Annotated in this window: 14 protein-coding genes; 7 read left to right on the top strand and 7 right to left on the bottom strand. The window is 39.9% G+C overall.

The window, feature by feature from the left end; all coding sequences use genetic code 11:
• Nucleotides 1-253 (top strand): hypothetical protein (locus AM629_RS24720; RefSeq protein ID WP_235525500.1); only part of this gene is annotated, 253 nt, incomplete at its 5' end.
• A 176-nt stretch (nucleotides 254-429) separates the two neighbouring features.
• A complete protein-coding gene (mdtD, locus tag AM629_RS16535; RefSeq protein ID WP_054480357.1) occupies nucleotides 430-1,821 on the top strand; it encodes a multidrug transporter subunit MdtD in 1,392 nt (463 codons plus the stop codon).
• Here mdtD and rbsR read toward each other — a convergent pair.
• Genes rbsR through rbsD form a run of 6 tightly spaced genes read right to left on the bottom strand, consistent with a single transcriptional unit; the run spans nucleotide 1,818 to nucleotide 7,637 of the window.
• On the bottom strand, nucleotides 1,818-2,819 hold the full coding sequence (gene rbsR / locus AM629_RS16540; RefSeq protein ID WP_054480358.1) for a ribose operon transcriptional repressor RbsR: 1,002 nt from the start codon (nucleotides 2,817-2,819) through the stop codon (nucleotides 1,818-1,820). The genes mdtD and rbsR overlap by 4 nt on opposite strands.
• 2 nt (nucleotides 2,820-2,821) lie before the next feature.
• A complete protein-coding gene (gene rbsK / locus AM629_RS16545) occupies nucleotides 2,822-3,751 on the bottom strand; it encodes a ribokinase (protein WP_054480359.1) in 930 nt (309 codons plus the stop codon).
• 58 nt (nucleotides 3,752-3,809) lie between these two features.
• Complete coding sequence (rbsB, locus tag AM629_RS16550; protein ID WP_054480360.1) at nucleotides 3,810-4,700, bottom strand: ribose ABC transporter substrate-binding protein RbsB; 891 nt, start codon at nucleotides 4,698-4,700, stop codon at nucleotides 3,810-3,812.
• 26 nt (nucleotides 4,701-4,726) lie between these two features.
• Nucleotides 4,727-5,698: a ribose ABC transporter permease gene (gene rbsC, locus AM629_RS16555; protein WP_054480361.1), complete on the bottom strand. Its 972-nt coding sequence runs from the start codon at nucleotides 5,696-5,698 to the stop codon at nucleotides 4,727-4,729.
• A 6-nt stretch (nucleotides 5,699-5,704) separates the two neighbouring features.
• Entirely contained in the window at nucleotides 5,705-7,210 is a 1,506-nt protein-coding gene (rbsA, locus tag AM629_RS16560) for a ribose ABC transporter ATP-binding protein RbsA (RefSeq protein WP_054480362.1), read from the bottom strand.
• Nucleotides 7,211-7,217: 7 nt separating this feature from the next.
• Nucleotides 7,218-7,637, bottom strand: a complete 420-nt coding sequence (rbsD, locus tag AM629_RS16565; RefSeq protein ID WP_054480363.1) for a D-ribose pyranase — start codon at nucleotides 7,635-7,637, stop codon at nucleotides 7,218-7,220.
• 276 nt (nucleotides 7,638-7,913) lie between these two features.
• Here rbsD and ravA point away from each other — a divergent pair, with 276 nt between their 5' ends.
• The gene (gene ravA / locus AM629_RS16570) at nucleotides 7,914-9,413 is read left to right on the top strand and encodes an ATPase RavA (RefSeq protein ID WP_054480364.1); all 1,500 of its coding nucleotides are present in this window, start codon (nucleotides 7,914-7,916) and stop codon (nucleotides 9,411-9,413) included.
• A gap of 4 nt (nucleotides 9,414-9,417) precedes the next feature.
• The gene (viaA, locus tag AM629_RS16575; RefSeq protein WP_054480365.1) at nucleotides 9,418-10,875 is read left to right on the top strand and encodes an ATPase RavA stimulator ViaA; all 1,458 of its coding nucleotides are present in this window, start codon (nucleotides 9,418-9,420) and stop codon (nucleotides 10,873-10,875) included.
• Nucleotides 10,876-10,880: 5 nt separating this feature from the next.
• On the opposite strand, the gene asnA is transcribed toward viaA, so the two are convergent.
• The gene (asnA, locus tag AM629_RS16580; protein ID WP_054480366.1) at nucleotides 10,881-11,873 is read right to left on the bottom strand and encodes an aspartate--ammonia ligase; all 993 of its coding nucleotides are present in this window, start codon (nucleotides 11,871-11,873) and stop codon (nucleotides 10,881-10,883) included.
• A 166-nt stretch (nucleotides 11,874-12,039) separates the two neighbouring features.
• On the opposite strand from asnA, the gene asnC reads away from it, so the two are divergent.
• The 3 genes from asnC to mnmG all read left to right on the top strand — a co-directional run bounded on the left by asnC (nucleotide 12,040) and on the right by mnmG (nucleotide 15,303).
• Nucleotides 12,040-12,501: a transcriptional regulator AsnC gene (gene asnC / locus AM629_RS16585; protein WP_054480367.1), complete on the top strand. Its 462-nt coding sequence runs from the start codon at nucleotides 12,040-12,042 to the stop codon at nucleotides 12,499-12,501.
• Between the two features lie 91 nt (nucleotides 12,502-12,592).
• Nucleotides 12,593-13,057, top strand: coding sequence for an FMN-binding protein MioC (gene mioC / locus AM629_RS16590; RefSeq protein ID WP_054480368.1), 465 nt, complete (start codon nucleotides 12,593-12,595; stop codon nucleotides 13,055-13,057).
• A 356-nt stretch (nucleotides 13,058-13,413) separates the two neighbouring features.
• Entirely contained in the window at nucleotides 13,414-15,303 is a 1,890-nt protein-coding gene (mnmG, locus tag AM629_RS16595; protein ID WP_054480369.1) for a tRNA uridine-5-carboxymethylaminomethyl(34) synthesis enzyme MnmG, read from the top strand.
• Nucleotides 15,304-15,309: the final 6 nt, after the last annotated feature.

Consider the following 15,309-nt stretch of genomic DNA (forward strand, 5'->3'; position numbering starts at 1 on the left):
CCGGGCTGCGTATATTACGCTTTTTGCCCGCAGAGTCAAGCGCTTATTTGCGCTCCCCTGCCCAACCCCACACGTTTTCTTAGCGTTGTGTCGGTCAGTGGTGGCGCATTATAGGGCGTTCTTCGGCACTGGCAAGTGTTTATTTGCAAAAAACTTTCGTTCGCGGTTTTTTTCAACAAATTTTGTATTTTTGGGAGTTTTTTATACAAAAACGGATGTTATCGACAGTAATTATTCTCAAATTTCAAAATAGCTGCCAGTAATGGTCGTCTCTACTAGCAATTTAAAGAGCAAAAAAAAGCTTCCCAGAAAAACCTTTCTTAATTCTTTTCGCTGAAAAAATCGGACAACAGAGAATGATCTTATATAGTAATGTGTTAGATTAATATCTAATCAAATACTGGTTAGATAAATAAGCAGGATTATTTAATGGTAAAAACCGCTCGTAATATGGCGGGGCTACCCTGGATTGCCGCAATAGCTTTCTTTATGCAAGCTTTAGATGCAACAATTCTCAATACAGCATTGCCCGCTATTGCTGAAAGCCTCGAACATTCCCCCCTAGCGATGCAATCTGCTGTTGTTAGCTATACTCTGACTGTAGCCTTACTAATTCCAGTCAGTGGCTGGTTAGCTGATCGTTTCGGTACCCGGCGGATTTTTATTCTTGCTGTATCCTTGTTTTCTTTAGGCTCCCTTGCCTGTGCTTTATCAGGCAATTTAGCTTTTCTGGTGGTTTCCCGGGTAATTCAGGGAATTGGTGGTGCAATGATGATGCCTGTTGCTCGTCTTGCTTTATTACGCGCATATCCACGTAGTGAACTTTTACCCGTTCTGAATTTTGTCACTATGCCGGGATTAGTAGGGCCTATTCTCGGTCCTATGCTTGGTGGATTATTAGTAACTTATGCCACCTGGCACTGGATATTTATTATCAATATTCCAATCGGTTTATTGGGGATTATTTATGCTAAAAAGCATATGCCTAATTTCGCAATGCCAAAACGTTCATTTGACTTTTCCGGTTTCATACTTTTCGGACTGAGTTTAGTCATGATTTCTGTCAGTTTGGATTTACTAGGAGAAAGTTCATTACCAAGTTACATACCACTCACAGCCATGATTGGTGGTTTTATAATGTTATTTGGCTACTTGATATATGCTAGAAAACACTCCCAGCCACTAATCAGTTTGAACTTATTTCGTACCCGCACATTTTCTATCGGTATCATCGGTAATATCGTTACACGCTTGGGAACTGGATGTATTCCTTTTCTGATGCCTTTAATGTTACAAGTCGGATTTGGTTATCCAGCAGTCATTGCCGGGATGATGATGGCACCAATAGCTATCGGTTCCATTATTGCTAAGTCTTTTGTGACTAACGTACTGACTCGCTTTGGTTATCGAAAGACCCTAGTTAGTATAACAGTCATTATCGGCCTGATAATTTCTCAATTTTCACTACAATCACCAGAAATATCCGTTGTTCTTTTAGTTATTCCGCTATTTTTACTGGGTATGGCTGTATCTATTCAGTTTACTTCAATGAATACTATCACGCTGGCTGATCTGACCAATAATAATGCTAGCTCAGGAAATAGTTTATTAGCTGTAACTCAGCAGTTATCTATTAGTTTCGGTGTTGCAGTAAGCGCCGCTATTCTCCGTTTCTATGATTCTATGCCTTATGGAACAACAGTTGATCACTTCCATAACACTTTTATCGCTGTAGGAATAATGACTTTACTCTCTTCTTCCACCTTCCTGTTATTACATAAGGAAGATGGAGATAATCTAGTTAAGAAAAAGAGCACTTAAGCGCGGAAAACTGAGTTACGCTCAATTAATGTTGGAGTTAATACTAACAATTTAGGATCACTTTCCGGATTACTCATCCGATAAAGCAAAGTATCAATAGCTAATTTCCCCAGTTCATCTTTCGGCTGATGAATGGTTGTCAAAGGTGGGATCATATAAGGGGCAAGATCGATATCATCATACCCAATGATGGAAATATCATTTGGCACAGAAAGCCCAGCTTGGTAAATAGCCTGACAAGCGCCAATAGCCATTGCATCATTACCAGCAAAAACAGCTTCTGGGGGTTCTGGATGCTGCAACAACTTCTGCATTGATTCAAAACCACCAGCAAACTCAAAATCACTGTAAATTTCATATCCGTCAGGAATAACAAAGCCAGCGTTTACCATTGCCTTTCTATACCCTTCCAATCGATGGCGGGCAGGAGTTTTATCTTGTGGACCTGCAATACAGGCTATTTTTTTAAAACCACAGCTAATAAGATGATTAGTCGCCATTTCCCCCCCCAACAAGGAGTTATCCTGGATAATATCGCCAATAATATCAAATGGAGACCAGTCCATCATAACCATTGGTAAAGGAGGATAACGACGCAAAACCTCGCAGGAAGTGCATTGGTTTTCAGTACACATGATAAGCAATCCATCTACCCGTTTTTGCAACAGAGTTTCCATGCTGTGGTCCATTCGTTTGATATCACCTTCTGTATTACACAGAATAAGACTGTAACCACGTTCATAACAGCTTCGTTCCACCCCTCTTACAATTTCAGCATAAAAAGGGTTATTACTGGTTGTTACCAGCATACCAATGGTCTTGGTTTGCTTGATTTTGAGACTTCGGGCAAGCGCCGATGGCGTGTAATTCAGTTGAACAATCGCATCATTAACTTTCTTTTTTACACCATCACTGACATAACGGTTATTGTTAATAACATGAGACACAGTTGATGTAGAAACACCCGCAAAGCGAGCAACATCTTTGATTGTAGCCACTGTTAGTCCTGTTCAGTTAAAAAAACATCAATTTCATTTCGCCATGGAATAGATGGTTGAGCTCCCTGACGGGTTACTGCTATTGCAGCAGCAGAATGGGCAAATCGTACAGCAGATAACATCTCTTTTCCTTCCAATAATGCCGTCACCAATGCACCATTAAAAGTATCTCCTGCCGCAATAGTATCTACAACTTTAACTTTAAGTCCCGGAACATGTTTTCCGTTCTGACCTTTCTCACTCAACCATGCTCCACGGCTACCCAATGTAATAATTACCGTTTCAATACCTTTACTATGTAATACTTGAGCCGCTTTTTCTGCATCAGAATTATCTTTTACTGTAATTCCGGTCAGATATTCAGCTTCAGTTTCATTCGGCGTAATAATATCCACCAAAGAGAGCAACTGATCAGATAATTTTTGTGCTGGTGCAGGATTTAGTATGACTTTCGTATTATTCTGTTTAGCTGTCTCTGCCGCAAGTTGTACCGTTTCCAATGGTGATTCAAGTTGTATTAATAATGCATCTGCCTCTTTGATAATATTTTGGTAACGATGAAAATATTCTGGTGTTAATGCAGCATTGGCCCCTGCATTGATGCCAATAACATTTTCACCTTGTTGATTTACAAGAATTAACGCTACACCTGTTGTTTCCCCTTCAATAGCTTCAATGCTGGAGATTTTAATATTATCCATTGCTAATTGTTGGCAAATACGGGAACCAATATCATCCTGACCTACACAAGCAATAAATGTAATGTCTGCGCCACTGCGACTTGCAGCTACAGCCTGGTTAGCACCTTTACCACCAAAAGCAATCTGATATTGTTTCCCGATCACCGTTTCACCCGGACGAGGGAATGATTCAAGGTTTAATATATGGTCAGCATTGATGCTGCCAACCACTGCAAGTTTTGCTGTACTCATTCTTAATCCTTTTCCATCATGCCACTACTCTTAATAGCAATGGCACAGTCACATTGGCTTATTTTTTAATAACTAACTCCAACTCCACAGGAATGATGGCATCAACTTTTTCACCTTTCAGCACCTTATCTGCGGTCTGAATACCAATGATACCAATCTGATCAGGACGCTGAGCGATCGTTGCTCCTAGCTTTCCAGCTTGAACAGCTTTGATACCATCTTCAGTACCATCAAAACCAACAACTAATACATCACTTTTCCCTGCCGTCTGCAAAGCACGCAGAGCACCCAACGCCATTTCATCATTTTGAGCAAACACAGCTTGCACATCTGGATGAGCTGTCAGTAAATTCTGCATAACGTTCAAGCCTTTTGTACGGTCAAAATCAGCAGGCTGACTAGTCAGCACATTAAATTTATGCTCTTGTGCTACTTTATTAAATCCTTCGCCACGTTCACGGGCCGCAGATGTGCCAGTAATACCTTCCAACTGAATAATTTGTGCTCCATTCCCTAGTTTTTCAGCAATGAAATTGCCCGCTATTTTACCCCCCCGTCGGTTATCAGAAGCAATATGACTAGCAACGCTACCTTTATTCGCCATCCGATCGAGAGTAATTACCGGAATTTTCGCATTATTAGCCATGATAATGGCATTACCTACAGCATCAGAATCAGCTGGGTTAATTAACATCAATTTCGTGCCACGTACCGTTAGATCCTGAACATTGGCCAATTCTTTTGCGGGATTATCCTGAGAATCCAAGACAATCAAGTTATAACCCAGCTTATTTGCTTCTTTTTGAGCACTATCTTTCATGGTGACAAAAAATGGATTATTCAGTGTAGAAATGACCAACGCGATAGTGTCTTTTGCCAGGGCGTTAGCACTCATAGTCGCACTTAGTGCAACAACAGATAAAATAGCTGCCAATTTCTTCATTTTCATTGTGTTATTTCCTGTAGAGGATAAGGTTATTTACTATTTTTGTTATCAATCAAAACTGCCAACAATATTACAACTGCTTTAACGATCATCTGGTAGTTAGAAGAAATACCTAATAAGTTTAAGCCATTATTTAAAAAACCGAGGATCAGCGCACCAATTAGAGTACCAACAATTAACCCCTTACCACCTGCCAGACGGGTTCCTCCTAATACTACGGCAGCAATCGCATCTAGTTCATAACCATTCCCTGCCATTGGCTGGGCAGAAGAGAGACGGGCTACCTCAATAATACTTGCCAGTGCAGTCAGTAAACCACATAAGGAATAAACAATAATCTTGATTTTATCGACGCTGATACCGGACAAACGAGTAGCTGATTCATTACCGCCTAAAGCATAAATATAACGGCCCAAACGAGTATGGTGTAAGATGTACCAAGCAATAACAAAAACTATCAACATCAACCATACTGGAGTAGGGATACCCAATGGACGACCAATACCAAACCAGCTAAATAGATCTGCATTATCGCTGAATCCTGTATTTATCGGGCTACCATCAGTATAGACGCGAGTTATTCCACGAAGTAATAACATCATGACCAGAGTAGCAATAAAGGCTTGTACCTTACCTTTAGCAATAATTATTCCTGTACCAGCACCGATCGCAGCACCTAAAGCTAAAGCACCGACTATAGCCACCAATGCATTAACTTCCATTCCAACCAGCGAAGCTGCTACTGCACCTGTCAACGCAAGCAATGAACCAACAGACAAATCAATACCTGATGTCAGAATAACTAGTGTCATCCCAACAGCCATAATGGCGTTAACCGATGTCTGTTGCAGAATGTTAAACAAATTATTTAAAGTGAAAAAATTCGGACTAAGAGAGGAAACTACTGCTATAAGTGCTAACAACGCAATCAGTGATTTTTGCTCCAGCAGCCATTCTTTAGTAAACCAACGTTTAGATGTCGGTGATACATTAGAATTCATACTGAATTACTCCTGAATCACATCATATTGTTTGCCAACGGCTGCCGCCATTAAAGCTTCTTGAGTTGCTTGCTCAGCAAGGAATTCTCCGCTGATATGACCTTCATACATGACCAAAATTCGGTCGCTGATTCCTATCACTTCCGGCATTTCAGAAGAAACGAGTATGATGCTCAAACCTTCTTTTTTGAACTGATTAATTAGCTGATAAATTTCTTTTTTTGCACCGACATCTACACCTCGAGTAGGCTCATCCAAGATAAGAACTTTTGGTCTGGTCATTAATCCACGAGCAATTGCCACTTTTTGCTGATTACCACCAGAAAGTAGACCAACGGTCTGTTCCATTGAAGGCGTTTTAATATTAAACAACTTAATAAAGTGACTAACTGCTTTCCGCTCTTCTTTATGATTTAGACCACCTAATTTGTTACTGAAATAACGTAAGGCAGTCAGAGACATATTATCTTTAACTGACATTTCCAAAATTAGGCCATCACGCTTCCGATCTTCTGAAATATAAACAATCCCATAAGCTAACGCATCCTGAGGGTTACGAGTTATAACGGGATTCCCATCCAAAGCAATCCTCCCTTGCGTTTTTGGCAATGCGCCATAAATAATTCTCATCAATTCCGTGCGGCCTGCCCCCATCAACCCCGATATACCCAGAATTTCTCCACTATAAAGGGAAAAACTGACATTTCTCACACCGGGACCAGAAATTTTCTCAACTTTGAGCCGTTTCTTACCACGAGGTAAATTCAGGTGGGGGTATTGATCTTCCAATTTTCGACCAACCATCATTTCAATTAAGTCGTCTTCTGTTAATTCCTTTACCTGTTTTTCACTAATAAATTGCCCATCACGGAATACCGTAACATCATCACATATTTCAAAAATATCTTTCAATCGATGGGATATATAAACAATACCGCATCCCTGGAATTTCAGTTCATGTATCACTCTGAACAATGATTCGGTTTCTGTATCAGTCAGTGCATCTGTTGGCTCATCCATAATGATAACTTTGGATTCAAAACTCAGTACTTTGGCTATTTCAACCATTTGCTGCCCACCGATAGAAAGTTCAGCTACCCGCCGGTGACTGCTATAACTCAGATTCAACTTTCTCAAAAGGCGATCAGCTTCCTGATACATTTTCCTCCAGTCAATGGTACCGAATTTATTAACAAATTCGCGTCCCAGAAAAATATTTTCAGCAATGGTCATTTGAGGAATAAGATTTAATTCTTGATGGATAATTCCGATACCTGCCTCCTGAGAGGATCTAGGACTAGAAAAAGTCACTTCTTTGCCCAAATAATGAATCACTCCTGTATCTCTGGTATATATCCCAGTCAATACTTTCATCATTGTGGATTTACCTGCACCATTCTCCCCTACCAATGCCATAACTTTGCCCGGGTAAACACGTAATGCCGCGTCGGATAATGCTTTGACACCAGGAAAGGATTTACCAATTCCTTTTAGTTCTAGTACAGGTTGCATAACCACCTCAGAAAGTTACACCAGCACAAAGGATAATATTGGCATAAGGAGAATTTTCTCCGGTACGAATCACCGCTCGGCTATGTTCCATTTTCTCTTTTAATGTATTATGACTAATATATTCTATAGTGATTGAATTCCCTTGCTGTTTCTCAAGCTCTTTAATTTGATCCAATATTAATTGATGAATCAAAGGATTATGGCTAATGATCTCCTCTGCTAAAAATGCAGCTTCAACCTGCATTTCCTGAGTAACGACTTTGAGAACAGATATAAAACAGGGAATCCCCTGGGTTAGCGCTAAATCAATCCGCTGGGCTGAAGAAGGAATTGGTAATCCAGCATCACCAATTGTAATCTGGTCAGTATGCCCCAGCCGAGAAATGACGGCTGAAATTTCAGAATTAAGCAATACACCTTTTTTCATTTTTATTCCATTAGCGAAACGTTTCGCTAATTAAGCAATATAGAAAGTAACATTTAAAATGCAACATTATTGATACAAAAGTGTGATCGTCATCGAAACGTTTCGCTAATAAAAAAACAAAAAATAAACGTTAACTTATTGAATATTTGACGCTGAATCGATTTTTAAGGTAAATATTATCTTCATCAATAAATGATGACTAAAACCTATGATTAAGACTTATTTCACATATAGCTAATAATTTATTTAACCTCGTAGATAACATTGGTATGGATTATGCAAATAGCAGAAAAAATAGCTTGTTTAAGTAACTATCTGGAAAGTGGCCTGTATGAAAGACAACAGGCTATTCGTTTATGTTTGCTAGCCGCATTGTGTGGGGAAAGTGTTTTTCTACTTGGTCCTCCAGGAATCGCTAAAAGTCTAATCGCCCGCCGATTAAAATTTGCATTTCATGATGCCAGAGCATTTGAATATCTGATGACCCGTTTCTCTACTCCTGAAGAAATTTTCGGACCTCTTTCTATCCAAGCGTTGAAAGAAGAAGGACGTTATCAACGCCTAACTGCCGGCTATTTACCTGAAACTGAAATTGTTTTTCTTGATGAGGTATGGAAAGCTGGCCCAGCAATTCTTAATACCTTGCTGACGGCAATTAATGAAAGAAAATTCAGAAACGGGGATATCGAAGAAAAAATTCCAATGAGGTTACTGGTAACAGCCTCCAATGAATTACCTGAAGCAGATAGTAGCCTTGAAGCTCTTTATGACCGAATGCTAATCCGTATTTGGTTGGATAAAATTCAGGAAAAACAGAATTTCCGAGCATTACTCATTAACCACAAAAATGAAATTGATAATCCTGTCCCTGAAAACATTCAGATAACAAGTGAAGAATTTCACCAATGGCAAAATGAGATTAATAGAATAACTCTGCCAGATAGTTGTTTTGATATTATCTACCAACTACGTCAACAACTCGATATGACAGAACACTCACCTTACGTTTCAGATCGACGCTGGAAGAAAGCAATTCATTTATTACAAGCCAGTGCTTTCTTTAATGGTAGAAAGGAAATATCACCGCTTGATTTAATATTACTAAAAGATTGTTTATGGCATGATCTTAACTCTTTCAAACTGTTGCCTCAATATTTAAATACTCTAATAACCGAGCAGGCATATCAGCAAAGAATATTATCTCAGAAAATTGATTCACTTCATCATCAATGGATTCAGGTCCTTCAGGATAAAAACAATCAGCAAGCATTCCAGATAGGAAAAAAAATCCGTCTGTTTGGGCACAAAACACAATATTCTCTACCCGATCATATCAATGAAGAGAAATTGACTTTATTTCTGCATACACCTCTTTATATCCATGATATTCAGGTCAATTTCATTGAAATAGAAAAAAAGACTCTGAATGTCTGGATAAAAAAAGGTGGAGAATTACCAGTTCGCCTGAACAGTATTGGTTTTCCACAAAGCATAACAGCCGAAATTAATTCAGCATACCAGATAGAAATTTTCGATATTAGCCGTCGTTCATCCACTTTATATTTACCAGATAGCCAACACCAACAAAATGAAAAAAACAGCGAGTGGCAAGAGAGATTGGAAAAAATTAATCAAGAAATTTACCAACAACGCCAATTACTTAACCAACATAAACCATGCCTGTTTATTGAAAGTCATTGGCTTAATGCGATAGAAAAAAGCTTTATCCAACTAACAGATAAAGTAAACCAACTGAAAATAAAAATGAGAAACTAATTAAATGATTAGCTTAACAACCCTTGATCTTTTATTGTCAGTAAACGAAGGTGAACTGATAGAGGAAATCGTACTAATCCTCTTGGCTTCACCTCAGTTGGCTATCTTTTTTGAAAAATATCCTCGCTTGAAACGTGCATTGTTGAAAGACATTCCCGGCTGGAAACAAGATTTACAACAGAGGATCAAAGAAGCATTAATTCCTGCGACTCTGGCAGAAGAATTTCAGTTATACCAGCAATTACTGCCTGTCAGCACAGATAATTTTTACCTTAAACTCCCCGAAATTCTCAAAACGCTGAGCCGAATTAAATCACCTTTTTATGCAGAAGCCCAGAAGCTGGCAACTAATGCTATTGATCATTCAAATACACTGCAAACTTTGTTTATTCAACAATGGCGACTCAATTTGATACTGCAAACCACAAACTTCCACAAAGAGTTATTGGAACAAGAAAAAGAACAATTATTAGCGGAACTGGAACAGAGGCTGACACTCAGTGGTAATCTCGACCCCATTTTCAGTAAAAATGACAGAGCAGCAGGACGGTTATGGGATATGAGTAAAAGTCAGATAAATCATTCCCGAAATGATACACAGTTATTGATTCATTATAGTGAGTTTCTTCGCCAACAACCTGAACTGGAAAAACTGGCTCAATTACTTGGGCGCAGTCAATCTGCAAAATCAAAACTACAGGAAAGCCATCTTCTCGAACCATTTACCACAATTGAACGAATACCATTTACCATTCCTGAACAGGTAAATGGTATAGGGCAAAGTGATGATATTTTGCGGTTGTTACCGACAGAATTGGCGATATTGGGAATCGAAGATCTAGAGTATGAATTTTATCGCAGATTGGTAGAAAAGCGTCTACTAACCTATCAATTACAAGGCGATAGTTGGAAACAAAAAACAACATTACGGTCAGTCACTCACTACAGCCAAGAAGAAGAACCTCGAGGACCATTTATTGTCTGTGTCGATACTTCAGGCTCTATGGGAGGATTCAACGAAAAATGTGCCAAAGCCTTTTGCCTCGCATTGTTACGCATTGCACTGGCTGATGATCGCAACTGCCATATCATGTTATTTGCTACAGAAGTTGTACATTATGAACTATCTTCACCAGATGGTCTGGAACAAGCTATTCGTTTTCTTAGTCAAACTTTCAGAGGGGGAACAGATTTAGCTTCTTGCCTAACAAACACAATAGAAAAAATGAAAGAGCAACATTGGAAAGATGCTGATGCTGTTGTTATTTCAGATTTCATTGCCCAACGTTTGCCGGACTCACTAATCCATCAGATAAAAAATCTGCAACAGCATCAGCAACACCGCTTCCATGCGGTCTCCATGTCCCAATATGGTAAGCCCGGTATTATGCGAATATTCGATCATATCTGGCGCTTTGATACCGGACTCAAAAGCCGTTTACTACGAAAATGGCGTCACTGAGTGAATCAGAGCATATCTTCCACAGCTTCGCGTACTTCAGGCGACCATATGCTACATTGAACTTGACCAATATGTTTCATTTGCAGCAGTAACATCACCAAACGGGATTGACCAATCCCTCCACCAATTGACTGTGGCATATCGCCTTTAAGTAGCGCTTGGTGCCAGTCATATTGCAAACGATCTTCATCACCAGTCAATACCAATTGGCGTTCCAGTGTTTCTGCATCAACACGGATACCCATGGAAGAGATTTCAAAAGCATCCTCTAGAACGGGGTTCCAAACAATGATGTCTCCGTTCAAACCAACAAAACCATCACTGTTTGGTGTTGTCCAATCATCGTAATCTGATGCACGAACATCATGAGATTGCCCATCAGATAATTTTGCACCGATACCAATAAGGAAAACAGCGCCCAACTCTTTAGCAATAGCGCGTTCGCGTCCTTTTGCATCCAGCTCCGGATAACGGCTCAGAAGCGCTTCACTGTGAACAAAGTGAATTTGATCTGGCAGGAACGGTGCCAGACCAAACTCTTTGCTGACAGCTTTTTCTGTTTCTTTTATCGCTTCGTAGATTTTACCTACTGTCTGTTTAAGATAAGCAAGTGAGCGTTGCCCATCTCCCATCACTTTTTCCCAATCCCATTGATCAACATAAACAGAGTGGATTGGTGTCAAGCGATCCTCATCTGGACGCAATGCTTTCATGTGAGTGTAAAGCCCTTGCTCTGGCTGGAAATCAAAACGTCCCAATGTCTTACGTTTCCATTTAGCTAGTGAATGCACTACTTCGAAAGTTGAATCCGGTAAAGTCTTCACTTTTACCTGAACAGCTTTTTCATGGCCGGACAAGTTGTCCTGAACGCCATCCCCCAAGCAGCTCAGCATTGGCCCTTGTACTTCAATCAAACCCAATTTGCTTTCCAGCAGGCGGGAAAAGAAAGACTTCACAAAACTGATTTGTTGCTGCTTCTCAATAAATGACTTTTTCATAATATTATTCTCGAATTCTCTAAATGGCCCTGATGTCCTGTTAGAAACATTAAGCAATAGAATGGGGAATAAATTCAATATACTTTAATAAAAATAGTCTTTATTGTTTAAATAATTCATTTTTTAGATGATAAAAATGATGATTCAATAAAAAACGAGGTTAGAAATGGCAGAAATTTATCAGATCGATAATCTGGACCGTGACATACTTCACGCTTTAATGGACAACGCACGTACACCTTATGCCGAGCTCGCAAAGAAATTTGCCGTCAGTCCAGGAACAATTCACGTTCGTGTAGAAAAAATGAAGCAAGCGGGGATCATCACTGGTACAAGGGTAGATATCAGCCCTAAACAGCTTGGTTATGACGTCTGTTGCTTTATTGGTATTATCCTTAAGAGCGCTAAAGATTACCCATCAGCTCTAAAAAAGCTGGGCAATCTAGATGAAGTGGTTGAGGTTTATTACACAACAGGTCACTACAGTATTTTCATTAAAGTTATGTGCCGCTCAATTGAGTCTCTTCAGGATGTACTTATCAACAAGATACAGACTATTGATGAAATCCAGTCAACAGAAACCCTGATCTCCTTGCAAAACCCGATCATGCGGACAATCAAGCCATAATATAAAATTTGTTATAACCATATTATCCACAGGTAGATCCCAACAGATTCACAGCGTACAATAGCCGTTCTTGAAATCTGTTGGGATCACTATGACCACTATTACTTTAATCAGCGGCAGTACTATGGGTGGCGCGGAATACGTAGCTGAACATATGGCTGAAATTCTGGAAGATGCTGGTTTTTCCACTGAAATGCTGCATGGTCCTTCTTTAGATGAACTTCCCCAAGAAGGAGTTTGGTTGGTAGTAGCATCCACGCATGGTGCCGGAGAATTACCAGAAAACATACAGCCACTAGCAAAAGAAATTTCTGAACAAAAACCTGATCTCAGCAAAGTAACATTTGGGGCTGTTGGTCTTGGTAGTTCCGAATACGATACTTTTTGTGGAGCAATAAGATCATTAGATCAACTATTGATGGAAAATAGCGCTAAACGTCTCGGTGATCGTCTCGAAATTGATATCCAGCAACATGAGATCCCCGAAGATCCCGCAGAAGAATGGGTTAAAATTTGGGCAAACTCACTCAGTATTGAGCAAAAAACACGCGGTTGACTGTGGATAACTTATATAAAAAGCCGGGGTTAACCCGTAGTTATCCATAGTATAACTATTTGTCCATGATCGCTCTGTGAATAACTACCAATTTAGATCCCAGCTTATACCTGCTGGGATCACGGATCATTCACAGCAAATGATCCTTTACAGCTTTATGATCTTACTGAGGAAAAATAACTTATCCACAAAAGATCATGATCCTAATAAAAGATCTAATAAAGAGATCTTTAAATAAAAAGATCTTCTTTTAATTACCAGCGAGATCCCCTACTTGGTCTATCGCTTAAACTTGAGTAGAATTCTCCTCCCTGTAATGCACACTTAGCATTCTTACAACGAAAGGTTCTATCACCATGTTTTATCCAGAGCAATTTGACGTCATCATTATCGGTGGTGGTCATGCCGGTACTGAAGCTGCTATGGCAGCCGCTCGTATGGGCCGTCAAACCTTATTACTGACTCACAATATTGATACTTTGGGCCAAATGTCATGTAACCCAGCCATCGGTGGGATTGGTAAAGGACATCTGGTTAAAGAAATTGATGCACTTGGTGGTCTAATGGCAAGGGCAACTGATCAAGCTGGTATTCAATTTAGAACCTTAAATGCCAGTAAAGGACCGGCTGTTCGAGCAACACGTGCTCAAGCTGACAGAGTCCTTTACCGTCAAGCTGTACGAACAGCATTAGAAAATCAACCCAACCTGATGATTTTCCAACAACCCGTAGAAGATCTAATTGTTGAAAACAGTGCTGTCACTGGTGCAATAACCCGTATGGGGCTTAAATTTAGGGCTAAGGCAATTGTTCTAACTGTAGGTACATTCTTGGACGGTAAAATCCATATCGGCCTAGAGAATTACAGTGGGGGAAGAGCTGGTGATCCTCCAGCAATTTCATTGTCACAACGTTTACGTGAGCTACCTTTACGTGTAAATAGACTAAAAACAGGTACACCACCACGTATTGATGCCAGAACTATTGATTTTAGCCAATTAACTCAACAAATAGGTGATGATCCAACACCAGTATTCTCTTTCCTTGGAAATGTGGGGCAACATCCACAGCAGATGTCATGTTATATCACTCATACCAATGAAAAAACGCACGATGTGATCCGCAGCAATCTAGATCGTAGCCCTATGTATGCAGGGATCATTGAAGGGATCGGCCCGCGCTATTGTCCTTCGATCGAAGATAAAGTCATGCGTTTTGCGGATCGTAATGCTCATCAGATTTTCCTCGAACCAGAAGGATTAACCAGTAACGAAATTTATCCGAATGGCATTTCTACCAGTTTGCCATTTGATGTACAGATGCAAATTGTTCACTCCATGAAAGGAATGGAAAATGCTCGCATCGTTCGACCTGGTTATGCAATAGAATACGATTTCTTCGATCCAAGAGACCTGAAACAAACGCTGGAAAGTAAATTTATACACGGCTTATTCTTTGCCGGGCAAATTAATGGTACAACAGGTTATGAAGAAGCGGCTGCCCAAGGTCTTCTGGCTGGTCTGAATGCAGCTCGTTATGCTTCGGAAAAAGAGGGATGGTTCCCCCGCCGTGATCAAGCCTATGTTGGCGTTCTGGTTGATGATTTGTGTACTTTAGGTACTAAAGAACCGTACCGTATGTTCACTTCCCGAGCGGAGTATCGCTTGATGTTACGTGAAGATAATGCTGACCTTCGCTTAACAGAAAAAGGTCGCGAATTAGGATTAGTGGATGATTTCCGTTGGGAACATTATTGCCGTAAGGTAGAAATGATTGAACAAGAACGCCAGCGCCTGCGTAATATTTGGGTCCATCCTCATTCAAGTAACCTTGATGACATCAACAAGATACTAAAAATGCCATTATCGAAAGAAGCTAATGGTGAAGATTTACTGCGTCGTCCTGAAATAAATTACGAACTGTTGACCTCATTACCTCTGTTCTCACCAGGTATTAAAGAGCTACAAGCCGCTGACCAAGTTGAAATTCAAGTCAAGTATGAAGGGTATATTGCTCGTCAACAGGAAGAAATTGAAAAACAATTGCGTAATGAAAATACATCATTACCGATTGATCTCGATTATTGTCAGATTAGTGGTCTTTCCAATGAAGTTGTAGCTAAACTTAATGATCACAAACCAAGCTCAATTGGTCAGGCTTCGCGTATTTCAGGAATAACACCTGCTGCAATTTCAATTTTGCTTGTATGGCTGAAAAAACAAGGATTGCTGCGCCGCAGTGCCTAAGAGGAT

Origin of the sequence: Photorhabdus heterorhabditis (assembly GCF_001280945.1) — a bacterium.
Taxonomy (GTDB): domain Bacteria; phylum Pseudomonadota; class Gammaproteobacteria; order Enterobacterales; family Enterobacteriaceae; genus Photorhabdus; species Photorhabdus heterorhabditis.